The organism is Streptomyces sp. NPDC002868 (assembly GCF_055563295.1).
In genome coordinates this window covers 1-25,089 of sequence record NZ_JBVHDR010000037.1, presented here as the reverse complement: position 1 = coordinate 25,089, position 25,089 = coordinate 1, and the positions used below count along the sequence as shown (strand labels likewise).

The following is a 25,089-nucleotide window of genomic DNA, read 5'->3' as shown; positions in this document are numbered from 1 at the left end:
TCCCGAACCCCGGCTGACCAGCAGCGACAACCCACCCCTACGACCAGAAACCGCACGCCGGAGCCGTGGAACCCGGCGCCCACCCGACGCGACAGTCGGGCCACTGGCTTGCCCGCACCCCATCCAACAAGCCGAAACGGCCCACCAGATGAAGCGGCAAGCCGTCACGAAAGATCGAGGTTAGCCGGCTCGTCCGCCGAGCCCTAGGAAGAACGGGCCAGTCAGTGACGTCTTCTCAGTGAAGATCACTTCCAGTGTCTGTTGAGGACGAGGGCGGCGCGGGTGATGTCGCCGATTCGGCTTGGGCTGAGGGTGACATGTTGCAGGGTGCGCCAGCGTTGTTTGAGTTCGGCGGCGGTGCGTTCGCCCAGGGTGCGGACGTTTCTGATCAGGGCGTTCGTTGCGCGGGTGTCGGCGTGCAGGGCCTGTTCGGACTGGCCCTTGGGACGGCGGACGGGGACCCGGATACCGATGCCCGCACCGATATAGCCCTTGTCCGCCAAAGTCGGCATTCCCTCGGCGGCTGCCTTGTACAGCGCGGGTAGCGCGTGGCGGCGGGCGGCGGTGATATCGGGGGTGGAACCGGGTCCGACGTCGGAGACCCACAACGGGGTGCCGTCCGGGGCGGACAGGAACTGCACGTTGCCGCCGAACGCCTTGTGCTTCTTGCTGAACCACAGGTCGTTGCCGTTCTCACGGACGCCGGTGAGACGGTCCGACTCGATGAGCGTGCCGTCAAGGATCACGTGAGTCATCCCCTCCTGCCGGCAGCGGTCCAGTACCTCATACAGATCAGGGGCTTGTTGAGCGAGGACGTCGATGCCTTCGTGGAGGAAGCGGTAGCCGGTGGCCTGGGAGATGCCCGCGTCGCGGGCCAGGCAGTGCACACAGCCACGCTCGCGGAACCAGCGCAGGACCAGCACCGCCTGGCGAAACGGCCCCAGCACCCCGGAGCGCCGGGGCGTCCCGAGGTGTCGTCGGTGTGCGGTGAGCAAACGGGCGAGGTACTCCACCACGTGGCGGGGAACGTCGAGCGTGGCAACATAGGTAACCAACGTGAAGCCTCTGGCTGTTGCGGACATGATCTTGTGGTGAGACCTGTCCTATCAGAGGCCTCACGTCTATCCGCGACTGGCTCCCACACATCCGACCTGCACGCGCACGCACGATTTGCGCCGCCTCGCGAAGATTAATTCGCTGAGAAAACCTCAGTGGCTGGCTACCGCTGGCCCCACTCGGCCGCACGGATCAGCCAGGGGGCGAGTCGATGTTCGTCTCCAAATCTGTGAGCAGCTTCTCCATGAGCTGATCCAGCTTCCTCTCGGCCCGCAATATCGCGCGGATCCGCCATGGGCGAGGCTGGAAGGCGGTCGCTGCCTCCTTGCTGAGCTCTTGCAGGCGTACGAGCTTCGCAGCCACCGGCCACGACGAGATCCAGAGCATTCGGGCAGCGGTTACGTACATCAGGGCGGCCTCCCACTCCCACCCGCGGCGGAAGCAGTTGATGTAGGAGTCGGCGTCGTCTATCAGCCACGCGCTTGTTTCCTCGATACGCGCAAGCCAGCGGTCCCGCTCCCCCCGCAGCGTGGCCTGAGCAGCCTCGGACGCCCCCGGCGAAAAGTGAAAGCCGCGCAGACGCGCGCAGCCGATCTCAAGGGTGCATACGGACTGGAAGAACTTTTCCCGTGCCTGATGGACCTCCTGGATCCGGCGATTACGAGCCTCCAGCCGCGGTGATATGAACCACCCAACAAATAAGGATGTGCCCGCAGCGATGAGGATGGTGCTGATCCACTCCGGCATGCGGCAATTCTGTCGGCGGTCACCTCCCGCCGGAAGGAGGGCCGCCAGCGGCACCCGATCTACATCGTTTCCCCCTGGAGGGGGAACACCACAGGGCACCCCCCAGACTGCAGCCGGGACGGCTCGGTAAACGGCCGCCGCGCGTACATCGTTCCCCTGGGCGGGAAACGAGCAGGCAGGACGCCCCGTACGAGCGTTCCCGGCTCTTCGGCCCGCGTGCAGCCCGCCGCCGGGCCAGGCCTGGGCGGTAGGTCCGGGACGTGACCCACAACTACGGCTTCCACCTCGCGCTGGCCTTTGGCAACGAATACGGCGTCGCCGACACCTGGCCCGCAAGCGCGGAACACGTCACGCCTTACTTCTCGATCATCGTGGGCACCTTGGGTCCGGAGGAGGGCGAGCAGTTCCTCGCGGCGGCCCGACGCGCCTGCCGGCGGCGCACAGAGTTGAAGCAACAGTCACCGCCGGACTGGCGCCCGCTGGTCGGCGACTTCACGCGCTGCCTGGACCGTAAGCTGGGCGACCAGGAAGAGACCCTCGGCCGGCTGACGGCCTGGGAGGCGATGCGGGCGATCCAGCACATTGTGCAGCACGACCCTGCAGCGAGCTTTGGAGGACTTCCTCGACTGCGCCCTGAAGGCATGCAGCCGCAGTAGCGGCCGGTCGTGGAGCGAGCTGGCACCAGCGGCTGCCGGGCCGTAGCCGAGCAGTAGCAACGGGACCAGGCCAACGGCGAGCCTACTTCCTGCACCCGCCTGCTACACGAGCAGCACCCGTGTGCCGCCCGGATCGTGCAAATGCTGCGCTGCACCCGGAGCGACAGGGCAGCACCACCGAGCAGCAGCCGCCTTGCACCCTTCAGCACCACGAGCAGCAGTTGGTGCAGCACGGTGCTGCGCTCCACCCGCCAGACGACCGGCAGCCGGTGCTGACGGATCGCCAAGGATGCAAGGCCCGTCTCTCGCGGCCCTGCTGAGCAGCAAGATCCGTCCCCCCGGTTCTGGGGGCCGCCAACCTGCGCCCCGTCCCGAGGCGCCGCAGTGTCTCCATCGCGACCAGTACCGCGCAGGCCGACAGCGGCGTCTTCGAGATGAGTTTCCGCGACGAGCGCTACATGCCCTTCGAAGGACAGGGCGCGGTCGGCAGTCAGTGGCAGCTCGGCCTGCCCAAGACCTTCAAGCCCTTCGACTACCAGACCATCAACGACGTGACCCTCACGCTGAGTTACACGGCGGAGGAGGACGGGACGCTGCGCGGGGCGGTCGAGCGTGAGAACGGCGCCGTGGAGGGGGCCATCCACCAGTACCCGAGCAACAACCCCGTGCAGCGGGTGTTCAGTCTGCGGCAAGATTTCTCCGAGACTTTCCACCGTCTGCTGCACAGCCCCGTGGACAGATGTCCCGTTCACCGTCACCGACAAGTACTTCCCGGTCTTCCTCGCCCATCACGCCCTGACTGTCACCGCCGCCACCCTCGTCCAGCGCCCGGCACCAAGGCAGGCCCTGAGCGGACTTTTCATCCAGCTCAACGAGACTGCCTTCGACAGCTTCACGACGCAGAGCGCTTTCGGCGACCTGCCGGGTGCGAGTCTTGGCACACTGTTCTCCACGGGAGTGCTGGGCACCCACAAGCTGCGGGTGGCTGCCCCGGGCAAACTGGCTCCGCATGCGCCCCCACCAGGCGACACATCCGCGCTGGACGAGCGCAAGCTGCTCGACATCATGCTCTGCATCGAATACCGGCTCAAGACGGAGCGCTGATGCAAGCACCGCAAGATCGCGACCCCACCCGCCAACTGTCACGCGCAAGCCGACAACTGGGGGACTGACACAAAAATGACGCGTGGTTGAGCCGGTCAGGCTGTGATGGGTTCAAAGCGGACGATCCTTGTTGCGAGCCCGCCCTCGGGCGAGGTCGGCGAGACGGGCCGGATCGCGTTCGCCGCAGATGAGGGCTTCCAGGATGGACCGCCCGCTGACCCCGGTCACGTCGCTGAGGACCGCGGAGAGCTTCATGCCGCTGTCCTCGAGTTCCTTTTCCAGCCGCTGGGACTCCCAGCCCGCCGCCCGGACCAGCTCGGTGCGGCGACGGGTCAGATCGCGCAACTCGCGGACATCGCGGTGGGGCACGAAGGAGGCCATCACCATGCCCGCGGCGCCGGCCCGGGCGAGGAAGGCCGCGTCGTTGGGATCCGTCTTGCGGCCCCGGATGCCCTGGAGGTGGGCAGGGTTGACCAGCATCAGGTTCAAGTGCGGCTGCAGCAGGTAGTAGACACCGCGTCAGTAGTCCGAGGTGGCTTCCATCACCACCACCTCCACCTGCCGTTCGACCAGCCAGGCAAGCAGGCACCGGACTTCGGCGGTGGTGGTGCCGAACCGCTCGGTCTCCAGCGACCAGCTGCCCGCCCGCTTCGCAGACGGCGTGCGCACGCACGCGAGCAGGAACCGCTTGCCCAGATCCACTCCTGCGGCCCGCAGGTAGATAGCGTCGTCCTTCACATCCTGGAGCCAGGGCATCGCTCTCTCCCTCCCACGCAGCACGTCCGTACTTTCGTGTCCTGCGGGGTCACCTGTCCCAAGTCCCGCCATAGGGCCGCACGGCGCAGCCGAAGGGACGTCACGTCGTCGAGTGACGCCCCCATCGTGATGTGGTGCAAGACACGCTTCAGCGGTACATCGAGCAACGTGCGTTGTGAGTCCGAGTGGTTGGCACGAAAAGAGATCAAGGAAGTGACAAACGGTGACCAACCGCAAGATTCTGGCCGTGGCGGCGCTGTGCGTGACCGCCACCGTCGGCCTGACCGCCTGTGGCGGCGGAGAGAGTGAGGACAACGCGGACAAGGCAGCGAGCTCCCCGCCGTCGCCGAAAGCCCCGGTGGATCCGTTCGAGGGCCTCACCGCCGACCAGATCGTCGACAAGGCGCTTGAGGCCACCAAAGCCGCCGACTCGCTCAAGATTGCGGGCGAGGGAAAGGACGACGGCAAGGACCTGTCTCTGGAGTTCGCGCTCAGCAAGGCGGGCAACTGCACCGGCAAGTTCAGCTACACCGGCTCGGGCCAGGCCCAGCTTCTCGTCGTCGACAAGGTCCCCTACATGAAGGGTGACGAGGCGTTCTGGAAGGAGATAGCCAAGCAGAAGGGCACCTCGGCCAAACAGACCACCGCCCTGGCGGAAATGATGAAGGGCCGTTGGATGAAGGCCCCGGCCGACAACGCCAACAAGATGGCGGGCGTCTGTAACCTCGACGCACTCCTCAAGAAGATGGACGACGACGACACCTCCGGTGTGACCAAGGGCGAGCCCACTGAGATCAATGGTCAGAAGGCCATCACACTGACCCGGAAGGAGGGTGCGGAGACGCACACGTTCTACGTCGCCACCGAGGGACAACCGTACTTCCTCAAGGCCGTCACCGAGGGCGGCGACGAGCCCAACACACTGTCCTTCTCCGACTACAACAAGCCGGTCGCGGTCACCGCCCCGCCCGCCGACCAGATCTTCGACGTGGACAAGGTCAAGGCAGCCGGTTCCTGAACCGTGACTCTGTGAGCCAACGGGGGCCACTGGCGCTTGGCACCGTCAGTGGCCCCCGTCAGCCTCTCCGAGGTGTCCGCAAGTGTCACCGACCCCGAGCCAGCTCAAAGAGCTCCTCGGCATCCCCTTCAGCCCGGAGCAGACGGCCTGCTGGGGGACGCCGCCCGCTGCCAGCTCACGGCGCGCGTGCTGCGCACCCGGGGCCATATCCCGCGCTGACCAAGGTCTCCGCCCTGGCCAGCGACCTCCTCGCTCTTGACGCGGAGCTGGGAGCAGTGGGTGGGGCTGTGACCTGGGGCTGTGCGGGTGTACGGGGTGGGGGAAGTGGTTGATCGCCCATTGACGGTGAACTGTGAGTGGTGTCCCGGCACCGCGACGCATCTCTGATCTGCGGTGAATTCGCTGCTTGCGGGTGATGCGCAGGTTGGTTGGGCGTTGCGCAGTTGCGCTGGGCGCGCCCACCCCGCCTGAATCACGTCTCTCTCAACCGACCTGCTGACGCATTGATTTGACCCCCGCGCGCAGCCTGCGGGCCTACTGCACGCCGGGCGCCAATTCGATGCGCACGCCGTCGGCTTCCCGGAGGACGTAGACATGGTCGGTCTTCGCGCTCCAGCCGATGGGCACGGCGTAGTAGCGCCCGCCGCGCGCCGCGATGAGCCGCAGGCCCGTGTACCGGTACCGAAGGTGGACACTCTCGCCGAGGTCTTCAAAGTGGAGGTCCGGTGACCGGGAGGTCAGGCCGAGCCGCTCGGCGCTGAAGACGACGAGGCCGGTGCGCTGGACCACGTCACGTGCGGCGTTCCTGGCGTGCCGCTCGCCGAGCTGGCCGGCGGCCAGGGGCGATGGAGGCCGCGAACACGCCGATGCGGGCCATCCGGCAGAGGCCGTTGCTCATGCGTGTTCTGCGTGTCCTCGCGGTGCGGTCAGCGGGGAGCGTAACGCCGTCCTTGCTGGTCACGCGTGGGACCGACGGAGCAGTAAGTCCGCACCGCTCGATCGGAGCAGCGTGTTGCGGTGAGCACGACCTGCGCGGGGAGGTGCTGACGGCGCAGCGTTGCCTCCGAAGACGTTCCGTGCGTGGTCGGTACCCATCCCCTCCCGGGCCGCGTGTTGGCTGCTCTCGATGAACAGGTCGCCGGCCTCGACCTGCCGGATCGGCCGACGTCCTCCGTACCGACCGTGGTGCGGGTCGACAGCGCAGGCGGTATCCATCGGGCCCGGCAGGCCGCCCGCTCTCTCACCGACAGCCTCATCCCGGCGCCGGGTCCCGCGATGGCGGACACGCTTGTCCTGGGGGTGTCCAAGCTCGTCATCAACGCAGTGCGTCACGGCGGCGGCCGGTACAGTCTCGAACTTTCCGCCGGCCCGGACACGGTCACCGCCGCGGTCAGCGACCCGAACCCGGCACTCCCGCACGAGCGCACACCCGACCTCAACGGCGGTATCGGCGGCTTCGGCTGGCACATGGTGCGCCGCCTCACCAGTCACTTGTCCGCCACGCCCGGCCCCAGCCCCGGCCCCGGCGCCGGCACCGCGCCGGCCCGGCAAAAGCATCCACGCCCAACTCCCCCGATAATGCGGGCGATGTTCTGGTACTTCGCAGGCGGCCTTGAGTCTGGCGGCGAGCTTGTCCGGCTTCCCACCGCCCACTCCCCATGGCAGGCCCAAGGATCAACTCGCCATGTAGAACACGCTCTTACCGGTTCACGCGGACGTCCCACGCTCCGGCGGACCCACGACCGTGTGTCCACGTCCGAGTCGGCGCTCGGCGGGCTGCCGCAGGCGTCAACTCCTCGAGGAATCGACGAGATATGGGCCACATCCCGGAAGGCAGGTTGAGACAAGGCCGCACGGGCTGCGTATCGCCTCACAACGAAACAGCGAAGCCCGCCCCGTGCCGCCCGGCTCTCAGTGACAGACCCACCCCTGCGACCACCATCCGACGTTCTGATGCGTATCCGCCCATGAAAGACATCGCTGGCCTGTCCGCGACAAGACATTCCACGGACGTTGGTTGAGGAGGACTGCCGGTGGGATTCAACGACACCGAACCTCAGCGACCTCACGGTCCAGGTTCTGATCTCGCGCAAGAGATACGGGACTCCTTCCAGGCCGTGCTGGACGCCTTGGACGCCGCACGCGCCGACCTCTACGCGGTCGACGAGCAGCAGGGCTGGCCCGAGTCCCCGCCACCGTCCTGGCAACAGCCCAGCGAACCGGCCAGGGACGCAGGCTTCACTCATCCGACCCCGTCCCTGTCCTCACCCCCGGCTCCGCCGCCATCCCGACGGACACAGCCGGTGGAGCCTGGGCCCGCGTGCCTGGATCCGGATCCTCCGCATGCCGTCGAGCCGTATGTGGTGGAGCCGCTGCGGACCGGTGGCGTACGGCAGGTCGACGCTCCGGAGGATGTCGTGGTGGAGCCGCTGTGGTTGCGCGCCACGCATCTGGAGCCTGTTCCGCCCCCGTCATTGGGAACGCCACCGCCGGTGGGAGAGCGGCCGATGGCGAGTGGCGCAGGCCCGACGTACGCCGCACCGCCGCTGACCTTCCCTCCCCCGCAGGAGGGCGCGCGCGGCCGGACCGGTCCGCGCCCGTACACCGAACGGTCGGCTACCCCCGGACGCCCGGCCCCGCCCTCGGACCAACTCCTCGCCCCGTCCTCGGAGGCGCCACCGCCACCGCCGCCCGTCCGCGCGCACGCGAGGAACAGAAGCCGAGGATGGCGGCGCTTCACCGACCGGCGGGACACTCGTGTCGCCGGAGTCTTCGGACTGGGTGCCGTGAGCGGACTGATCCTCGCCTCTTCGCTGCTGGTCGGCGAAAACCCCGCACCGGTGGTCCCGTCCGCGCCCTCCGAGCAACTGGACCGGCCGCCGCTGCCCGACAACCCCGCACCCAGCCTCCCCGAAATCCCGGGCACGGGTGTGCTGCGCCAGGGCGACAGCGGCCATGGGGTATACGAGCTGCAGGTCCGTCTGCTCCAGGTCCCGAACATGTACGACGGCGGCGCCATCGATGGTCGCTACGACAAGGAGGTCCGATCGGCCGTGGCCAGATTCCAGCAGTGGTACGGCGTCCGCGGTGACGAGACGGGCGTCTACGGCGACAACACGCGCCTCGCCCTCATGTTGCGAACCAAGTAGTAGGACTCCGTTACTTCCCCGCCGACTCGGGCGGCTGCTTGGGTTTCGGAGTTCTCGATGCCGAGGTTCGCGTAGGAGACGGGGTTGGCGTACTCCCATACCTTGACGACCTTCCCGCCCCTGGACGTCGATGCGGAAGATGTAGACGTTGTTGTGGACGAGCTTCTCCGCAGTGGACAGGATGTCACCGTTGGCCTGCAAGAAGACCGAGCGGGCGTCTTCGCTGACAGTCCACCGCCCGGTGCCGGTGGCGCCGCTGGCGGGGAGGGTGGTCCCGACACGACCAACTACTACCCCGAGCGCGACGGGCAGATCGCCGAACTAGACTCGGAAGAGACCACCATCACGACCCGGGAGCGAGCGCGGACGCCGCGACGCTGCGCGCGGCCCTGGCCGCGGTCCAGCGCGGCTGAGGAGCGACCGAGCTGGCCTGAGAAGCCGTATCCATACCGATCGTCGAGCTTGGGGCTCGAACAGGGTTCTGGATCGGATGATCTCGGGGTGATCGGTGCATGGGGACAGGGCCTCTTGGTAGTTCGGAGGTGTTGAGGCCGACGATCCGTCCAGGAGACCCAGTTGCCGCAGTTGTACGCGCTCGCGCCTGCTTCGTTCAACTCGCCTGTCGTGTCGTGCGATTGCCTCGCCCATGTGTACGGAACGCGGCTGATCGGCCCGGAGCGGGTGCGGAGGTATCCCCTCGGACATGACGGACGCGCAGTGGGCAGCGATCCGCCCGTTGCTGCCGGTGCCGGCTGCGCGGGAAGGTGCGGATGAGTGAGGGACGCTCGGCCGAGCCGACGGCCGGCATCATCGACTCACAGGCACTGCGGGCAGCTGCCATGGTGCCGGCCGCCTCGCGCGGCTACGACGGGAGTAAGAAGGGCCCGGGCCGCAAGCGGGACGTGATCACGGACTGTCTCGGCCTGCTCCTGGTCGTCGCGGTCACCGCTGCGAACACCGGCGACCGTGAGGCCGCCGTGCCGATCCTTGCGCGGCGGCAGTCGGCGCGGAGGCACGTTCCTGACGCGGATCACCCCCTCCACGGGTGAGGTGACCAGCTGGCCCAGCCCCGTACGTGATCTGGACGGATTCGCCGTACGCGGCAATCGAGCCCTGGACGGCGGTGCCGCTGTGCTTGCCCGCGTACATCGCGGTGTCGGCGGCGCGCATCAGCTCCGACAGGTTCCGGGTGCCGATCGCGTCGGGCGCGGCGGCGCCGATGGACACGGCGACGTCGACCAGGCCGTCGCCGGTGGCGACGGGTTCGCGCAGTGCGCGGTTGAGCTGTTCCAGGCGGAGGGCGCGACGGGCGGCGCCGATCCGGGTGACGACGATGAACTCGTCTCCTCCGTCTCCTCCCAGCCTTCCGACGATGCCGCGGCTGCCTGCCAAGTCGGTGATCCGGGAGGCCGTGGCAGCCAGAACCAGGTCGCCCACGGCGTGCCCGTATTGGTCGTTGAACTGCTTGGAGTGGGTTTCCCGGCTACGGGCTCAGCTTCCCGGCTGAGGGTTGCCTGGCAGGATCGCTGCCCATGAGTTCTGATCAGTGGAGTACTCACGGGGTCGAGCTGGGGTCCCGTAGCGTGATCAAACGGTTTCGGAGCGAACATCGCGAGCAAGCTGAGCGTGAGTGGCGTGCGCTGACGCTGCTTGCCAGGACGGTGGTGATGTCCCGGCTGTCCGGTGAGCCCTTGCATGGCCGCTCGCTCGACAATGGGCATATCAAGGCGCTGACCGCGACGCTGTCGAGGCTCTATGGCGCGGTGCCGCCTGATGCGCTGGCCGCAGTCCCTCGTCGGCTCGGGATGGCGGTTCCGTATCACGCGCTGATGGATGCGCGCTGGATCGCGTCGAGCGAGCGCGTCACGTCGTCGTCGGTCGTCGACCAGTTGCTTACCGAGATCCGCATGACGCGTCGGCCGTGCCAGGTGGAGCCGCTGATCCACGCCGTGCCATCGTCGAGTAGCCGGGCGAGTACTTGTTCTGTGCGTTCGTCGTTGCCGAACTCGGCGCAGACCTGGGTAAATACCACTTCGTTGAGGACCGTCGCGCCGTCGATCCCGGCGATTCCGGTGGCGAACGCGGAGGCGTGTCGGCACAGCCGCTCGACGAGGTCGGCCACACCTGACCGGCCGAGGGACCTGAGTGCGGCCCACACCGTGAAGGCTCTGCCGCGCCGGGAGAGCTCGGGGACCTTGTCGATGGGGTCGCCGTGTTCGTCCTGGATGAGGTAGTCGCCGTGCAGGCCCATCGCTGCCCGGACCGCAATCTGGTCACGCACGATCGCGAGGCCGCAGTCGTAGGGGACGTTCAGGGTCTTGTGGGCATCCGTCGCCCAGGAATCGGCGTATGTGCAGCCTGCTGTCAGGTGTGCGTAAATCGGGGAGGCGGCCGCCCACAGTCCGAAGGCGCCGTCGATGTGCACCCATGCATCTGCCTCGCGAGCGGCACGGATCGTCTCGACGAAGGGATCGAAGGCGCCGGAGTGGATGTCTCCGGCCTGGAGGATCACGAGCGTGGGGCTCCGCTCGCCGGCCGCCAGGGTGTGCCGCAGGGCCTCGGGCTCGATGCGCCCTTGATCGTCCGCCTCCACCAGTTCGGGTTTTCCGAGCCCTAGGTAGCGCAGCGCCAGGTCAATGGCCATGTGGCGGTCCTCGCCGACGATGACGCGTACAGCCGGCCCACCTGCGAGTCCGTCGCGGGCGACGTCCCAGCCGGTGCGCCGCAGCACCGCGTCGCGCCCGGCGGCGAGGCAGGTGAAGTTCGCCATCGTGGCACCTGTGGTGAAGCCGACGGCGCTGTCACTCGGCAGGCCGAGCAGATTGAGCAACCACGCGCTCGCGATGTCCTCCGCCGCCGTGTACGCGGGCGAGACGGCGCGCATCACGCAGTTCTGATCCCAGGCACTGACCAGCCAATCTGCGGCCAGCGCGGCCGGTTCAGTGCCACCGACCACGAACCCGTAGAAGCGGCCACTGGGAAACGCGGTGAGCCCCGGCTCGCAGGCCGTGGCCAGCAGGTCGACGACGTCGGCGGGCGTGCTCGGACCGTCGGGCAGTTCGGCACCGAGCGCGCGCACGATCTCGTCGACCGAAGCGCGGGCGGGAACCCGGCGATCGGACAGGCTCGCCAGCCAGCGGACGGCATGGCCGTATGCCTGTTGGAGCGCCGTCTCGCGCGCGTCCATACCTCGGACTATGGGACAGTCGCCGCCGCCACGCAAGCCACGACTGGCACGGTCACTCCCACGCCTTGATCACCGTGCAGCGGGAAGAATGAGTCACGGATCTAGCGTCGGTTCCTGATGACGCCGCAATGCAACTGCCGTACATAGTCAGGGGCCGGGCGCTGAGCGCTGTAGTTGGCGAAGCCCGCCAACTACAGCGCTAGGTCACAATCGACATCCCAGGCTTGCCCACCCCACGCGCCCGAGGCTTGCCCAATCCCTGACCTGGAACAACGGCCGACGGGTACATGTACCGGTGTGGGACGCATCCACTGGCCCGACATCGTCGGCCGCGCCCGGGACATCGTGACCGGCTACGGGGAGCTGGGCTGCACGCTGCGCCAGGTCCACTACCGGCTCGTCGCCGAAGGCCTCATCCCCAACACTCCGCCCACCTACCGGCGCCTGTCCCGGCTCGCCCAGGCCCGCCGCGATGGGCACTTCCCCGACCTCATCGACACCCTGCGCGAAGTCCACGTCCCACCGGCCTGTGCCGACGCCCGCGACTTCCTCGCTGACGTCCCCGACTGGTTCGCCCTGGACCGGACCGCTGGCCAGAAGACCGCGCTGTACGTCGCGGCCGAGAAGGACACGCTGCGCCGGATGTTCACCGACTGGCTCGCCGCCCTCGGCATCCCGGTCCTGGTCGTGCGCGGCTTCAGCTCACAGTCCTACGTCGACATCGTCCGGGCGCGCACGGCCCGCGATCCGCGCCCCGCGGTCCTGCTCTCTGTCGGGGACTTCGACTGCTCCGGCGACGACATTCAACGGCCGGTTCTGGTGTACCGCCCTGCCCTCGCGGGCCGTCCCTAGGCCGGCGAGGTAGTCGCCGGAGGTCTGGCACTACCAGCTTCTTGCGCCCGATCCTCCCGCAGGAGCATTTGGGCCGACAGGTCCACGAGCTGCCGCAGCACCGTCGAAGAGGCACCGTCACCGCCAAGTGCGCCCAGAATGCGGTACGCCTCGTCGCGGAAGGCCGTGATGTCCTCGTGGTAGCGGTGAAGTACGACAGGTGCCAGAAGGAGCTTCGTGAGGTCCTTTCTCGCCCGGGCGGAGGTCCTCGATGCGGCCTGCGGTCCAAGGACGCGCTCCCTCGACCGGGGCAATTCCTCAAGGGCGCACGCGAGCAGATAGGTCACCGTGCCGTTCCGCAGGTCTTCATGACGCCCGGTCAGTATGTCGTCCTGGTCGTTGAAGATCTGCCACAGGACTCCGTAGACGTTGCCGAATTCGCGCCACAGCTCGCTTTGCCGGCGTTCGACCCCCGCCAACTTCGCCGCCATGGCCGTGATCATGCCGAAGGGCGCACCCGACTTGCCGCGGTAGGTCGCGACGACCGACTCCCGCGAGGCGGTGTCCACGTCCGCGCGCATGTCCCGGAGTTGCCCTTCCGCGGCGCCCGTCCAGCCTGTCGCGACCTCGGCCACCAGGGCATCTTGCACCGGTGCGGGAATCCGCGGGGACCGAAGGACGTGCAGGGGAAGCGCATTGCCACCGACGACGGCCGCGAGTAGCGCCTCGTGCTCACTGAGGTCACCGGCCACAGCAGCCGCACCGTCCCCATCGGCGAGGTCGTCCAGGTAGCACGCCGACGTCCACCACAGCACGTGCACGGCGGACAGTGGAACGGCCGGGGCCGTCGTGCCCGTCTCGACGGCGTGCACGAGCAGCGGTAGCACGGACAGGGGGTGCTTGAATTTCCGGTTCCGTACGAGTTCCGCGACCGCTTTCCTGAGAGTGCTCGACGGCGGGCCGAGGTGTTCGAGAGCGGCTTCGATCTCAGCGTCGACATCCGATGAGACGTCACGGTGCAGGTCCAGGTACGAAAGGGAAGGCATGGGCTCGATTTGATCATTTGGCCGAGGGGCGAACCAGAGCGCTTTTCGGCCGTGGGACCGTCGGCCGGCGCCGCGCGAAGGCTGCCCCCACATCCCGCAGACGCCGAGATCACGACCAAGTTCGACGGACGATTCGAGCGCGGCAACATGCGCTGCCCCACGGGGTGGATGCGCAGCGGGACCCCTACGCTTCGGGCTCCGGCTCGGCCTCAGGTACCGGCCCCAAATCTGGGCCTTGCGATAGAGGCCGTCCCCGCTGCTGTCGTACTGCGGAGCGTCGAAGGTGACCAATACAGCAACTCACCGCTGAGCGCCCGGGAGGCTTGGTTCGGTTCGGTTGCACCCATGGGGTCGATCGTTCCGGGGAACTCGCACTGCCAAGGCCCGTCCCGGGTGTGGCTTTCAGCTGGCTGCCGATCGTGGTTCCGGGCCCCGCCAACCGAAGCGAGACTGGGGCGGCGATTCGCCTTCACCTGTCCCTGGTCGTGTGCGGCGACAACGCCGATCCAGCCGAGTCCGAGCCGGTCTTCGAGGCGGCCTCGCAGGACGGTCCGCTGGCGGGCAGTGGTCGCCTCCCAGATACCGGTCGACGTCATGCCGGGCTTGGCCAGCGCCCACTTGAGGCAGCCGTTCGCGATCGGGCAAGCCCGGCAAGCGGCCTTGGCTCGCTCGATGCGGCCCGTGGTGCCGGCGCTGGTGTCGCCGTGCTCGTTGGCGAACCAGGCCGGGCTCGTCCTGCACACGGTGGGGGAGTCGCTGCGGGGGAAGCGGATCCGCGGATCGGCCTCGGTCGGGGTGGTCATGCGGCACGCCCCAGGGAGTGAGTGCCCGGACGCCCGGCTCGGCGACCGTTGATCGACGGCACCCGCCGCGTGCCGGACGGTGGCGAGCACCGCGCGGCCGGAGTGCTTGCCCTCGTACAGAGCGGCGTCGGCCGCCCTCTGGAGCAGCGACAGGTCAGTGGTGCCGAGCGCGTCGGGGGACGCATCGCCGACCGACGCGGAGACGTCGGCAGACGGACCACCTTCGAAGGCGACCGGTTCGGCGAGCATCCGGACCAACTGCGCCAGGCGCAGCTCCCGGCGGCCGGGCCCCATCCGCAGCGTCACGGCGAACTCATCGCCCCCGAGGCGGCCGACGGCCGCGCGGCTACCCGCCCAGGCGATGAGCCGCTGCGCGGTGACGGCCAGCACACGGCGTCGCCGGCGGCGTGCCCGCCGCTGTCGTTGATCTCCTTGAAATGGTCCGGGTCGGAAACGCGCAGGTTCCCGGATTCCGGGAGCGGCGAGATGACGAACCCACTCGCCTGCCCACCTTTGGGGGCGACATCGGGAGCGGGTTCCTATCCGGGCCCGGCACCTCGCCGATCCGTCGCCAGGCCACCAGGAAGGTCTCCGCGACGATGTCTGCGGCGTCGTCGACCTGGTCGGCCCGGCGTATGGCGAAGCCGAGGATCGGGTCGACGTGCTCGGCATAGAGGCAGCGGAGGTGCTCAGTCGGCGCTGGCGTGGTCGCGGCTCATGAAACCTCCATGTCCGGCACTGGTGAGATCGTTGCACCGGCCGACAGCAGTCTCTCCGCCAACGCGCGACAGCGCCTCCCGAGCTCCGGAGGTCGAGGACCTCGAAGCCGTGCCCCAGCAGGAGCACGTGCATGAGCACGAAGTCGAGGCTGTCGGCGCCACTGAGCACCTCGCAGAGCTCGCTCCCTCGCCGTCGTACGACGGCCGCCGACGCCGGAATCTGCGTGCGCACCGTGTCGGCCGACGCGTGCACGAGGAAGCGCGCCTGGTGCGGGTAGACCCGACTCGCCACACCCTCTTGCACGTACGTCGCCGCGTCGGGTGCCGCGCGCGGGCGGAAGCGCCACGTCCGGGCAGACACATCGGTCATCCGGTCGACGCGGAAGCTGCGCCAGTCTTCGCGATCGAGGTCGTAGGCGAGGAGGTACCAGCGCCGGTCGGAGGCGACCAGGCGGTAGGGCTCGACCCGTCGCCGTCGCACCTCGCTCCCGGACGGGTAGTCGAAGCCGGCCTCGACCTCGTCGCGGCAGGCTCTGGCCAGCGTCATGAGCACCTCGGGGTCGACCGGCGTACGATCTCCGCCGAAGAACTCCACCGAGCCGGAGAGCGCGCGCACCTCGTGCCGCAGCCGGGTGGGCAGCACCCGGTCGAGCTTGGTCAGCGCCCGGAGTGCGGCGTCGTCGGCGCTGGCGACCGCGCCACCCGCGCCGGCGAGCAGCGAGACCGCGGTGGCGATCGCCTCCTCGTCGTCGAGAAGCAGCGGCGGCAGGTCCTGCCCCGGGCCGAGCTGGTAGCCGCCGCCGACACCCTGGCTGGCATGCACCTGATAGCCGAGCGTGCGCAGCCGCTCGACATCGCGCCGTACCGTGCGCGGCGTGACCCCGAGCCGGTCTGCGAGCTCGGGGCCGGTCCAGACCTGGCGCTGCTGCAGCAGCCCGAGCAGGGTGAGCACCCGCTCCGTCGTACCCCGCTCGTCACCGCTTGCCACGTCCACGTCGCCCACCCTGCCAGAAATAGCGGACCGATTCTGTCCGCTAGAGGTGCCAGGGTGGCTCCATGGACGCAAACGAACTCGACTGGAACCGGACGCTGCGCGAGCAGTGGGAGTTCCACTGGAACCATCAGCTCCGAGCCCGGCTCGACGGCCTCACCGACGAGGAGTACTTCTGGTCGCCGGTGCCGGACGCCTGGAGCGTGCGGCCGCGCGGCAGCTCGACGGCGCCTGTGCAGCTCGGTGCCGGGGACTTCACGATGGACTACGCCTTCCCCCAGCCGTCCCCGCGGCCTTCACCACGATCGCCTGGCGACTCGGTCACGTCATCGTCGGCGTGCTCGCCGCGCGCAACGCGGCGCACTTCGGCGCGCCGGCGGCGTCGTACGAGACCTGGGAGTACGCCGGCAGCGCGGCCACCGTGCTCGACCAACTCGAGGCCCAGCTCGACGTCTGGCTGGCCGGTGTGCGTGGCCTCGGCGACGCCGGGCTCCGGGTTCCGGTCGGCGCGAAGGAGCCGTTCCCCGAGATGCCCATGGCCGATCTGGTGCTGCACATCCACCGCGAGCTGATCCACCACCTGTCCGAGGTCTGCCTGCTGCGCGACCTCTACCTGCACACGAAACCCACTACGAACGGAGAAACCTGATGAGCCGCCACATCCAGGTCACCTTCGACGCCCACGACCCGCGTGCGCTGTCGTCCTTCTGGCGCGACGTACTGGGCTACGTCCATCCCGGGCCGCCCGGAGTCGACCTGCCCGAGGACGCCGACCCGCTGGCCGCGGCCAGCATGAGATACGGCTGTCCCATCCGGGGCGGATAGCGTCCACGCATATGAGGGCCAACATGCCGGCTGATAGCGCTGCTTTGGTTGGTCTTCGGCCAGACGCGACCGCATGGGCCGTGGCAGGACGTGACCAGTCATCGTAGGAGGCCGAGGCAGGACTGGCATCCCAACGCTGCTGCCAGGTATTTCCCTGATAAGTCTCCAACCAGTTCAATAGCGGGCGTGCTCCGACTGTGCGCTGAATCTCCGTGGTTTTCTTCGCGGTTCGGAGCTGTGCCACCCGCCTGAGTACTTCATCGGCGCGTTCTTTGGTCCCGGACCACGACACCTCCGGAATGCGGGGCGGGAAGGCTAGCAGTAGCGACGCAGATCTTCCCCGCGGAGCCTTCTCGTAGATCCGCACACTGATCCGCCGCGTCGAGACCGACTTCGACGGGCTCACCGACGACGAACGCGAGCAAGTCAAGGACGCCACCCGGACCCTGCGCAAGTCCCGCACCGTCTCCCTGGGCATGCCCCGAATCCGTCCGCCCGAGCCGGACTTGCGGCTGGAGCGTGACGCGTGAGCGCATCACCGGACCACCTGACCCGAGCGCGGGCCGCGGACTCCGACCGTCGACGAGACCGGGTGTTCAAAGCCCTCGACCAACTGACCGCCGCCGGGGAGGAGATCAGCGTCTCGTCGGTCGCCCGCGCCGCCGGCGTCCACTGCAGCCTGATTCACCGCCACGGAGACCTGCACGCGGCCGTCATCGCCCGCGCGGGCGAGCCCCCGTCCGGCACGACCCGCCGGAACGCAGGTCAGCCGCAAGTCGCTGCTGGCCGACGTCGCGAACCTCACGGCCCGCAACGGGCGACTGGCCGCGCACATCACCCGGCTCGAACGGCGCCTGTCCGAGGCCCTGGGCCAGACAGCCCGGGAAGCCTCCGGCCTCGGCGCCCCGGCCGACATCGAAACGCTCACACGCCGCACCACCGAGCTGGAAGAGCAGATTCTCGACCTCCGCGGCGAACTTGCGGAACAAGACGAGGACCTCGAAGCCGCCCGCGCCGCCAACCGCGAGCTGATGGCCCAGCTCAACCGCTGACCGCGTCATCGCCGTCACCCCCACCACGTCAGGGCGTCGGCGTTGATCGCCAGATGCACCGTGTTGTCCGCGATGATGACCAGCGCGTTCGCAAGGCCGGACGGGACGGTCACCGGCGATCCCTGGTTCGCCTGGACGTCAGCCCACCTCACCCGCCGCGAGGCGGGCGCCAAGAGGTTCCTCGCCCAGACCAGGTACTTCGCCGCCCGGTAGCGATCCAGCACGATATGCGTCACCACGATCACGGACAGAGCGAGCGGGGACTGCGTGATCAGCAAGAACGGCAGTCCATACGTGGTTCCGTGAACGGCCTCGGGGATCAGCGGAAGGTCTTGAAGCCTGGCAGCTCAGCGAACAAATAATCGCTTGCCTGTTGGCGATGGTGGTGGATGCAATGTCCGGCATGGTCACCCAGGCGCGCCCGCCACGGCGAGATGAGATGAACGCGTACTACCGGGCCTTGCCACTCTGCGATCCGGGCAAACGGCAACCGAATCGTCACACGGGAGACGCCAACGTATGAATACGCCACCATCGCCACCTGGAGCGGAGCGGACTGACGGATCATCCGTCCAGATCGGCGCTCTCGTTCCGCTGACTCGGCCTGGCTGGGTCGAGGCAGGCCAACACTTGCTCGCTGGACTCGAGCTGGCCGTTCGCGAAGTCAATGACGCCGGCGGGATCGTCGGAAGACCACTCGAGCTGGTGGTCCGAGACACCGCGGCTGATCCACAGAGGGCCGCGGCGGCCGTAGATGAATTGGCTCGCCTGGGCGTGGCCGCCTTGGCGGGGGAGTATCACAGCGTCGTCGCTCGCGCCGCTGCCGCCAGGGCCGACGCCCTCGGCCTGCCGTTCCTCTGCTCGTCAGCGGTTCTCGACGCGCTCACCGAACAGCCAACGGAATGGGTCGCGCGCCTCGCCCCGGCGCAGTCCCACGGCTGGCAGATCTACGCAGACTTCCTCCTCAGCGCGGGCCACAGTCGAATCGCCGTAGCAGCCGAGTCGAGTGTCTACTGGGCATCTGGGGCCCGCATTCTGCGGGACTACCTCGCTCCACGCGGCGGCACCGTCATCGAACTCGACATGCGCGCGCTCGCCCCCACGGCCGTGTGCGACGAACTCGTCGACAATCGCGCGACAGCCCTCCTTCTTCTGGTCGGCCACCCGGAGCCGGCAGTGTCGATCGTCAAGTCTGTCCGCCGCGACCAGCGCCTCGCCGAGATCATGATTGGTGCTCCGGCCGGGCAACCGGAGTTCGCCGAATGGGCGACGTTGCTGGGCGACGACAGCGCCGCGATCCCGTTCTTGCGCTACCTGCCCGAGCGCCTCAGCCCACTCGGTGCACGAGTCGAGACGGCCCTCCGCGAGCGGCTGGCCGAAGCGCCCTCCTTCGTCGCCTTCGAGGGCTACGACACGGTCGCCGTCCTCGCCGATGTGCTGCGTTCTCACGGCGCGGACCGGGCGCGCACTGCCGAATCCTGGCCGCGCGTTGCAGTCGAAGGCACCCGCGGGCAGATCCAGTTCTCCCGCACGCCAGGCATCAGCGTTTGGCAATGGGCTTGGACGCCAATCCAAGTCGTTGATCGAGATCCGGCGGAACCCGATCGCTTTCGGATCCTTCACGCCAGCTGAGAGAGCACGGAGGTCCGACTGCCCAGATCTGTCCGAACTTGAGGCTGTCTACCTGTCTACGTGTTAATACGGGCTCTCAGCTTCGCGGCGGGGGCCCGACCGCATTCTCAGACTATCGCGCGGCAGCCGGCGCCAGCCCGGGGCAGCCCAGAGAAGGCCAGCAGTCGGACCGGCATCAAGATCGATCTCAGCGCCAACCACGGTTCCATTGATCCCCGACGCCGGTGAACTACCGCAGGCCACCAACGCTTGACCTTCTCGGTCGCCATCCAGTCGGACTGGATGAGGTTTGTTGCTGCACTCTTTGTGTGTCTCACATTCCTCAACTCCCGTTGACTGGCTGTGGGGTTAGTAGTTGATGAGGGTCGTGTCGCGGGCCTACGGTCCGGCCCCGTGTTGGTGCACTACTTCTCTGCCGAGGGCTGGCAGTCGTGGGGGCTCGGTGGGCAGCCGCTGATCCCTGAGCGGATGCCGGTGCTGGGTCGATGAGGATTTCCTCTTCGAGGACGCGTACGGGCCGCGGGCGACGGGGGCGGTGAACGCGTGGCTTCGTACGCTGCCGTCGAGCGGGGCTCCGTCGCCGAATTCGTGGCGGGCGTACGCGCTGGTGGCCCGGGACTGGCTGATGCATCTGCGGCGGCACGGTGTCTCGGTGTTCGGTACGCGGCAGGAGCTGGTGGCCGCGCTCGGTACGTACGCGGACCGTCGCCTGTTGGGACCGTTGGGCGAGCGGCTGGAGCCCTCGTCCTGGGAACTGCAGGTCACCGCGCTCAGCCGGTTCTACGACTGGGCCCAGGAGGAGGGCTTGGCGAAGGCGGTGCCGTTCACGGTGGCCGTCGGCAAGCGGATGGTGCAGGGCCGGTTCGTCGAGACCTGGCGGAACCGGGCCCGGACGCGGCGGCCCAAGCCGCACGTGAAGTTGCAGTACCTGGCGCCGGACTTCGCCGACCTGTTCCGTCATGGCCTGGCCGGGCTGGGCCCGGACGGGCTGGATGATGCGACGTTCCGGGGCCGCTTCCCGGGCCGGAACGCGGCGATGGGCGGCGTGGTGCTGGGCACCGGGATGCGGAGCCGGGAGTTCACCTATCTGCTGGTGCATGAGGTTCCGCCGCTGCCCGCGGAGCCGACCGAGGTGCCGATCCCGTGGGCGGTGCCGGAGCTGGGGGCGAAGGGCCGCAAGTTCCGCTGGACGTGGATCGATTGGCGGCGGTTGCGGACGACGTTCATCGCCCGGCGCGGCCAGCGGCAGTGGTCACCGCGGGCGACGATCGACCCGAATCATTCACCGCAGGTCGAGGGCGATCACTACCTGTCCGCCGCGACGCCAGCACAGAAGGCGGTGGTCGAGGAAATCGCCCGGGACGCGCAGGGCGATCTGCTGCGGAGGGCGAGCGCGCCGGTGGTGGTCGACGAGGCGGTCAGCGCCGCCCGGCTGCCGGAGAAAGTACGCCGTCTCGGCCTCGCGGAGGGGGCCTTGGCAGCCCGGCGCTGGAGTCGGCGGCCATCGAGGTCGGAACCGAGTACCTGTGTGTCGTGACGCGACCGAGGTCCCCCGGGCGGACAACGGCGAGCTGGTCCCGTGGTCCCTGCCGCTGGCGCACTTCGCGGCCGCCTCCTTGATCCGTGTCGTCGGCCATGCCTGCCCGATCGCGACGTCGGCGCTCACCGGCATGCGGTCGAGCGAGCTGATGGAGCTGACGGTCGGCTGCCGCCGCACCGACACCGAGGACGGTACAGATCTGGCCCGGCACCGCCTGGTGGGCAAAGTCGTCAAGGGACGCCGCTGGGGCGGTGACCCCGACGAATGGGTCGTGATCGAAGAAGTCGCGCGGATCATCGCGCTGGCCGAGCAACTCACCGACGCCGGGCTCGGACAGCTGCCGTTCGGCAAGTTCCAGGTTCCAGGGTTTGAGAGCCGAGGAGCCATGAGCTGGCTGCGACAGTGGGTCGCCTCGCCCGCCGGCATCCGTCACGGTCTGGAGCCGATCCCCGACGACCCGGTGCACCCGCGCCGTCTGCGCCGCACCCTCTCGCTTGAGATGGCCGCCCGGCCCGGTGGCCTGTTCGCGACCAAAGTCCACTTCAAGCTTGCAGGTGGTCACCAGCGAGGGATACACCGCCCGGCCCGGAGGCGCCCAGGCGGTCTTCCATCAGGAGTGGAAGACCGCGGAAGCCGCGGAGAAGCGCGCCCGGACAATCGAGGCGTTCCACCAGTTCCAGCAAGGCCAGCTTCCCGCAGGCCCCGGCGCCGATGCACTGCTGGCCTTCTTCCGGTCCGTCGAGGAGGAGTTGGAGGATCACGAGCCGGGCCCGGCGAAGGTGGTCACCGACCGGCAGATCGAGCTGCTGCTGAAACAGAAGGCATCGGTGCTGCACCTGGCCGCGGCGAACTACTGCTGGTTCGAGGACCCGGCGAAGGCGCTGTGTCGCAAGCTCGCCGGCGCGAAGGCCGCAGCAGGCCCGCTGAGCGGGCTCTGCGACAGCGCCCGCTGCCCGCAGGCCACCCACCACCTCATCCACCGGCCCGTCTGGCAGACCGCGGCCGACAACGGCGCCGTCCTGCTGGCCAGCCCCCGTGTCCCCGCGGGGGAGAAGAAGCGGCTACAGGCTGAGCACGAGCGCTCGATGCGCGTCCTCGAAGAGATCGACAAGGCAGCCGGAAAGGCCGGATGGCATGGCACTCAGCCAGACTCAGCGTGATCAGGTCGAGCGGCGGATCCGAGCCGCCATCGACCGCCTGCTGGCCGGGCAGATCCCTCAAGGCGGGGTCTGCGACGTCAAGACGCTCGCCCGCGAGGCCGGGATCTCCCGCGCGGCCCTCTACCGGACCTGGGGCCACCTCAAGGACGAGTTCGACAAGCGGCGAGCCGCGGCCTGGGCCGCCGGGCACCAGCCCCGATCCCCGCCAGGCCCGCATCAGCCGGCTTCGGGACATCAACGAGCGGCTCACCAGCAAACTCGCCCGCACCAACACCGAGTTCACCCTGCTCATGGAGCGGCATCGACTACTGCTGTCGGTGCTCGCGGCCAAGGACGACGAGCTGGAACGTCTCCGCCGTGAGCTGAGTACGTTCGCCGGTACGCACGCCGCCCAGGCTCGCAACAACGGGCAGGGGGACAACGCTCAGTTCGGAGTTCTTACTGACGCCGCTGGCCAAGGACACAGAACTCGTTACCTTCTGGGTCTGCCATTACAACCCACGATTGATCACCCTGGCCAATATCAACACGCTGTGCGCCATGAGCCACCAGACGAGCCACCTCGGCGTCCTGGTCCTCAGGCCTGAAGTCGAGATGCAGTCGGCTCTTAGCCTTCTTGTTCTCATCAAGCCGGACGAAGTCCAACCCCGGCAGGCGATCCGGCTCCGGGCGGATCTCGAACTCCTCATCAGAGGAGTGGACCACGACCCAACCAAGAGCCGTAGCCCACCACTGCCCCAAGGCCACCGGATCTACCGAGTGAACAACTACCTGTTCCCATTCCAAGGTCATCCGCCGAGCTTAGACCTGCCAAGGCTTCGAAAACAGGTGCTTCAAGGCGTCGTCCCCTGCCCCGCCGCTGATGTCACACCACGGTGATCAGCAGCGCGGAGACCAGCAACGCGGTCTGGTGGAGGGCCTGGTCAGTGAGATATATGCCGTTCATCCCCGCGGCCTTGAGCTCGGCGAAACCCTTGGGGCCTGTCCGGCGAATCATGTGACTGGTTCGGGCCGGGGTCGTTGCGCCCGTCGTGGGACGGGGAGATCTGACGAACGACGAGTGGGCCCGGCTGAAGCCACATTTGCCCAAGACGGGCCAGCGGGGCGGGCGTTGGAAGAGCCACCGCAAGGTGATCGACGGGATCCTCTTCCGGGAGCGGACCGGAGTGCCCTGGCGGGATCTGCCTGCACGTTTCGGCAAGTGGAAGACCGTCTACGAACGACACAGACGCTGGTCGGCGAACGGCACGTGGGACAAGATCCTGCGGGCCGTCCAAGCCGACGCCGACGCGGCAGGCCGCATCGACTGGTCCATGGCGAGCGTGGATTCCACCTCCTGTCGCGCCCACCAACACGCCGCCGGAGCGCGCAAGAAACCGCCGCGAGTGCCGGGAAAAAGACACACGCCCCGACAGCACCGCCCCGACGAGGGACTCGGACGCTCCCGGGGCGGACTGACCTGCAAGATCCATCTGGCCGGTGAAGGTGGGCGCCGCCCGCTGTCATTCGTGATCACACCAGGGCAGTGGGGCGACGCACCGCAGCTCATTCCAGTCATGGAAGGCATCCGCGTCGCCCGCCTGGGCGGCGGGCATCCTCGCACCCGCCCCGATCACCTCGGCGGCGACAAGGCGTACAGCTCCCGCCGTAACCGCCGCTACCTGCGCAGACGCCACATCAAGCACACCAGCCCCGAGCCGAAGGACCAGCGGGCCAACCGCAAGCGCCGGGGCAGCAAAGGCGGTCGGCCCGCCGGCTTCTGCAAGACGATCTACAAGCGTAGGAGCGAGGTCGAGCGGACGATCAACAGGCTCAAGAACTTCCGGGCCGTGGCCACGAGGTACGACAAGCGGGCCTACGTCTTCCACGGCACCGTCACCATCGCCGTGATCTGGCTCTGGCTTCGTCCATGACCCGCCGGACAGAACCTGGCGGTGAGGCGCTCGAAAACCAGTGGAGCAGCGCCGCTGTGCGCCATTACCGTGCTGCCGAACCAAGTCGTCTAGTCAAGGACGTGCCGTTGTACACCCTGTGAGACCTCCCGAGCGCTGAATCGTCGCGCGTCGCGCATGTGCGCCGCGCTCCTTTTTTGCTGCGGACTTCTCACTGAAACCGGTGTACTTCTGTGCTCAAAAACTGGGTGGTCGTGCCCACCTGCCTGCCGCTCGTTCTCCGCCGTTGCCACGCGTGCGCGTCCGAGCGCTTCCGGGCAAGCGGTAAATTTCGCGTCAACGCAAACCACAAGCTCATCGACGCCTGGCTCCTCGCGCTCTGTACCGCTTGCGGGGAAACTGCAAAGCTCACGGTCCTGGAGCGGATGAATGTGCGCTCCGTACGACCTGAGCTGCTGGACCGGCTGCATGACAACGACCCTGGCCTGACAGCTGAGCTGCTCCAGGATCCGGTCGTGCGGCGCCGTAATCGCATCGCCCTCGACTGGGACAACGCCTGGCGCCTCGACACCGGCGGATCGGATCACCTGGACCGCGAGGTGATCGACGTCTCGGTCCGCTTTGCGGCGCGGATCCCTGTCCGGCCGGTGCGACTGATCGCTGAAGGTTGCGGTCTTTCGCGGGCCGAGGTCGAGAGACTGATCACGGAGGGGAAACTCGTTTCGGCAGTCCGGCTGAGCGGCAAGCTCTCCGGCGACTTCACCTTCACGCTCAAGCGCTGAGCCCTCCTCGGGACCAGGGGCCTGTCCGGCAAGATCCGCCGGCCGCTCCTAGGGCCTGTCCGAGGGAACCTGGTAGGAGCTGGTCCGGTGACGGCTGCGGAATTCGGCCAGCAGCTCGTCGGTCGCCTCGGCCCCGGCGCTCA

24 protein-coding genes and 5 pseudogenes are annotated in these 25,089 nt (G+C 68.2%); 15 read left to right on the top strand and 14 right to left on the bottom strand.

Annotated features, from left to right (window positions below; translation table 11 throughout):
- Positions 1-245: 245 nt before the first annotated feature.
- Positions 246-1,055: a transposase family protein gene (locus ACZ3H8_RS38775; RefSeq protein WP_467409821.1), complete on the bottom strand. Its 810-nt coding sequence runs from the start codon at positions 1,053-1,055 to the stop codon at positions 246-248.
- A gap of 193 nt (positions 1,056-1,248) precedes the next feature.
- Positions 1,249-1,803 carry a hypothetical protein gene (locus ACZ3H8_RS38770; protein ID WP_467409816.1) on the bottom strand — a complete coding sequence of 185 codons (555 nt, stop codon included), beginning with the start codon at positions 1,801-1,803 and terminating at the stop codon, positions 1,249-1,251.
- Positions 1,804-2,063: 260 nt separating this feature from the next.
- On the opposite strand from ACZ3H8_RS38770, the gene ACZ3H8_RS38765 reads away from it, so the two are divergent.
- The 3 genes and pseudogenes from ACZ3H8_RS38765 to ACZ3H8_RS38755 all read left to right on the top strand — a co-directional run bounded on the left by ACZ3H8_RS38765 (position 2,064) and on the right by ACZ3H8_RS38755 (position 3,563).
- Positions 2,064-2,459, top strand: coding sequence for a hypothetical protein (locus ACZ3H8_RS38765; RefSeq protein ID WP_467409814.1), 396 nt, complete (start codon positions 2,064-2,066; stop codon positions 2,457-2,459).
- Between the two features lie 344 nt (positions 2,460-2,803).
- Positions 2,804-3,025: pseudogene (locus ACZ3H8_RS38760) on the top strand (Tc toxin subunit A-related protein); the annotation flags it as partial.
- Positions 3,026-3,416: 391 nt separating this feature from the next.
- Positions 3,417-3,563: a hypothetical protein gene (locus ACZ3H8_RS38755; protein WP_467409813.1), complete on the top strand. Its 147-nt coding sequence runs from the start codon at positions 3,417-3,419 to the stop codon at positions 3,561-3,563.
- Positions 3,564-3,674: 111 nt separating this feature from the next.
- On the opposite strand, the gene ACZ3H8_RS38750 is transcribed toward ACZ3H8_RS38755, so the two are convergent.
- Positions 3,675-4,064 (bottom strand): IS110 family transposase, encoded by a 390-nt coding sequence (locus ACZ3H8_RS38750; protein ID WP_467409818.1) that lies wholly within the window; start codon positions 4,062-4,064, stop codon positions 3,675-3,677.
- 18 nt (positions 4,065-4,082) lie between these two features.
- Positions 4,083-4,319, bottom strand: a complete 237-nt coding sequence (locus ACZ3H8_RS38745; RefSeq protein ID WP_467409810.1) for a hypothetical protein — start codon at positions 4,317-4,319, stop codon at positions 4,083-4,085.
- A gap of 223 nt (positions 4,320-4,542) precedes the next feature.
- Here ACZ3H8_RS38745 and ACZ3H8_RS38740 point away from each other — a divergent pair, with 223 nt between their 5' ends.
- Entirely contained in the window at positions 4,543-5,337 is a 795-nt protein-coding gene (locus ACZ3H8_RS38740) for a hypothetical protein (protein WP_467409807.1), read from the top strand.
- A gap of 534 nt (positions 5,338-5,871) precedes the next feature.
- Here the strand turns inward: ACZ3H8_RS38740 and ACZ3H8_RS38735 are convergent.
- Positions 5,872-6,126, bottom strand: coding sequence for a hypothetical protein (locus tag ACZ3H8_RS38735; protein WP_467409806.1), 255 nt, complete (start codon positions 6,124-6,126; stop codon positions 5,872-5,874).
- A gap of 321 nt (positions 6,127-6,447) precedes the next feature.
- On the opposite strand from ACZ3H8_RS38735, the gene ACZ3H8_RS38730 reads away from it, so the two are divergent.
- The 3 genes from ACZ3H8_RS38730 to ACZ3H8_RS38720 all read left to right on the top strand — a co-directional run bounded on the left by ACZ3H8_RS38730 (position 6,448) and on the right by ACZ3H8_RS38720 (position 9,535).
- On the top strand, positions 6,448-7,179 hold the full coding sequence (locus ACZ3H8_RS38730; protein ID WP_467409804.1) for an ATP-binding protein: 732 nt from the start codon (positions 6,448-6,450) through the stop codon (positions 7,177-7,179).
- Positions 7,180-7,370: 191 nt separating this feature from the next.
- Positions 7,371-8,486 carry a peptidoglycan-binding domain-containing protein gene (locus tag ACZ3H8_RS38725; protein ID WP_467409802.1) on the top strand — a complete coding sequence of 372 codons (1,116 nt, stop codon included), beginning with the start codon at positions 7,371-7,373 and terminating at the stop codon, positions 8,484-8,486.
- A gap of 770 nt (positions 8,487-9,256) precedes the next feature.
- Positions 9,257-9,535 carry a transposase gene (locus ACZ3H8_RS38720; RefSeq protein WP_467409800.1) on the top strand — a complete coding sequence of 93 codons (279 nt, stop codon included), beginning with the start codon at positions 9,257-9,259 and terminating at the stop codon, positions 9,533-9,535.
- On the opposite strand, the pseudogene ACZ3H8_RS38715 reads toward ACZ3H8_RS38720, so the two are convergent.
- Both ACZ3H8_RS38715 and ACZ3H8_RS38710 read right to left on the bottom strand, forming a co-directional pair.
- A pseudogene (locus tag ACZ3H8_RS38715) lies at positions 9,429-9,947 on the bottom strand (GGDEF domain-containing protein); the annotation flags it as partial. The gene ACZ3H8_RS38720 and the pseudogene ACZ3H8_RS38715 overlap by 107 nt on opposite strands.
- 358 nt (positions 9,948-10,305) lie before the next feature.
- Positions 10,306-11,673, bottom strand: coding sequence for a pyridoxal phosphate-dependent decarboxylase family protein (locus tag ACZ3H8_RS38710; protein ID WP_467409798.1), 1,368 nt, complete (start codon positions 11,671-11,673; stop codon positions 10,306-10,308).
- A gap of 297 nt (positions 11,674-11,970) precedes the next feature.
- Between ACZ3H8_RS38710 and ACZ3H8_RS38705 the strand changes: the two genes are divergently transcribed.
- The gene (locus ACZ3H8_RS38705) at positions 11,971-12,525 is read left to right on the top strand and encodes a hypothetical protein (RefSeq protein ID WP_467409797.1); all 555 of its coding nucleotides are present in this window, start codon (positions 11,971-11,973) and stop codon (positions 12,523-12,525) included.
- Here ACZ3H8_RS38705 and ACZ3H8_RS38700 read toward each other — a convergent pair.
- The 3 genes and pseudogenes from ACZ3H8_RS38700 to ACZ3H8_RS38690 form a co-directional block, all read right to left on the bottom strand.
- Positions 12,522-13,550 carry a polyprenyl synthetase family protein gene (locus tag ACZ3H8_RS38700; RefSeq protein ID WP_467409795.1) on the bottom strand — a complete coding sequence of 343 codons (1,029 nt, stop codon included), beginning with the start codon at positions 13,548-13,550 and terminating at the stop codon, positions 12,522-12,524. The genes ACZ3H8_RS38705 and ACZ3H8_RS38700 overlap by 4 nt on opposite strands.
- A 209-nt stretch (positions 13,551-13,759) precedes the next feature.
- A pseudogene (locus ACZ3H8_RS38695) lies at positions 13,760-14,686 on the bottom strand (WhiB family transcriptional regulator); the annotation flags it as partial.
- A gap of 382 nt (positions 14,687-15,068) precedes the next feature.
- Positions 15,069-16,066 (bottom strand): annotated as a pseudogene (locus ACZ3H8_RS38690) (helix-turn-helix transcriptional regulator).
- Between the two features lie 334 nt (positions 16,067-16,400).
- Between ACZ3H8_RS38690 and ACZ3H8_RS38685 the strand changes: the two are divergent.
- A complete protein-coding gene (locus ACZ3H8_RS38685; protein WP_467409793.1) occupies positions 16,401-16,712 on the top strand; it encodes a DinB family protein in 312 nt (103 codons plus the stop codon).
- Positions 16,712-16,849: pseudogene (locus ACZ3H8_RS38680) on the top strand (VOC family protein); the annotation flags it as partial. The gene ACZ3H8_RS38685 and the pseudogene ACZ3H8_RS38680, both read left to right, overlap by 1 nt.
- A gap of 752 nt (positions 16,850-17,601) precedes the next feature.
- Here ACZ3H8_RS38680 and ACZ3H8_RS38675 read toward each other — a convergent pair.
- Both ACZ3H8_RS38675 and ACZ3H8_RS38670 read right to left on the bottom strand, forming a co-directional pair.
- Positions 17,602-17,949, bottom strand: a complete 348-nt coding sequence (locus ACZ3H8_RS38675; RefSeq protein WP_467409791.1) for a hypothetical protein — start codon at positions 17,947-17,949, stop codon at positions 17,602-17,604.
- 5 nt (positions 17,950-17,954) lie between these two features.
- Positions 17,955-18,218, bottom strand: coding sequence for a hypothetical protein (locus ACZ3H8_RS38670; protein ID WP_467409790.1), 264 nt, complete (start codon positions 18,216-18,218; stop codon positions 17,955-17,957).
- Positions 18,219-18,459: 241 nt separating this feature from the next.
- Here ACZ3H8_RS38670 and ACZ3H8_RS38665 point away from each other — a divergent pair, with 241 nt between their 5' ends.
- The 3 genes from ACZ3H8_RS38665 to ACZ3H8_RS38655 all read left to right on the top strand — a co-directional run bounded on the left by ACZ3H8_RS38665 (position 18,460) and on the right by ACZ3H8_RS38655 (position 22,272).
- On the top strand, positions 18,460-19,572 hold the full coding sequence (locus tag ACZ3H8_RS38665; protein ID WP_467409789.1) for an ABC transporter substrate-binding protein: 1,113 nt from the start codon (positions 18,460-18,462) through the stop codon (positions 19,570-19,572).
- 535 nt (positions 19,573-20,107) lie between these two features.
- The gene (locus tag ACZ3H8_RS38660; RefSeq protein ID WP_467409786.1) at positions 20,108-21,109 is read left to right on the top strand and encodes a hypothetical protein; all 1,002 of its coding nucleotides are present in this window, start codon (positions 20,108-20,110) and stop codon (positions 21,107-21,109) included.
- 551 nt (positions 21,110-21,660) lie between these two features.
- On the top strand, positions 21,661-22,272 hold the full coding sequence (locus tag ACZ3H8_RS38655; protein WP_467409785.1) for a hypothetical protein: 612 nt from the start codon (positions 21,661-21,663) through the stop codon (positions 22,270-22,272).
- A 438-nt stretch (positions 22,273-22,710) separates the two neighbouring features.
- Here the strand turns inward: ACZ3H8_RS38655 and ACZ3H8_RS38650 are convergent, their stop codons facing one another.
- Together ACZ3H8_RS38650 and ACZ3H8_RS38645 are read right to left on the bottom strand one after the other, a co-directional pair.
- On the bottom strand, positions 22,711-23,064 hold the full coding sequence (locus ACZ3H8_RS38650) for a VOC family protein (RefSeq protein ID WP_467409782.1): 354 nt from the start codon (positions 23,062-23,064) through the stop codon (positions 22,711-22,713).
- A 73-nt stretch (positions 23,065-23,137) separates the two neighbouring features.
- Positions 23,138-23,269 carry a hypothetical protein gene (locus ACZ3H8_RS38645; protein WP_467409780.1) on the bottom strand — a complete coding sequence of 44 codons (132 nt, stop codon included), beginning with the start codon at positions 23,267-23,269 and terminating at the stop codon, positions 23,138-23,140.
- A gap of 34 nt (positions 23,270-23,303) precedes the next feature.
- Here ACZ3H8_RS38645 and ACZ3H8_RS38640 point away from each other — a divergent pair, with 34 nt between their 5' ends.
- Positions 23,304-24,185 (top strand): IS5 family transposase, encoded by an 882-nt coding sequence (locus ACZ3H8_RS38640; RefSeq protein ID WP_467409778.1) that lies wholly within the window; start codon positions 23,304-23,306, stop codon positions 24,183-24,185.
- 212 nt (positions 24,186-24,397) lie between these two features.
- On the top strand, positions 24,398-24,946 hold the full coding sequence (locus ACZ3H8_RS38635; protein ID WP_467409777.1) for a DUF1062 domain-containing protein: 549 nt from the start codon (positions 24,398-24,400) through the stop codon (positions 24,944-24,946).
- Positions 24,947-25,089 lie beyond the last annotated feature (143 nt).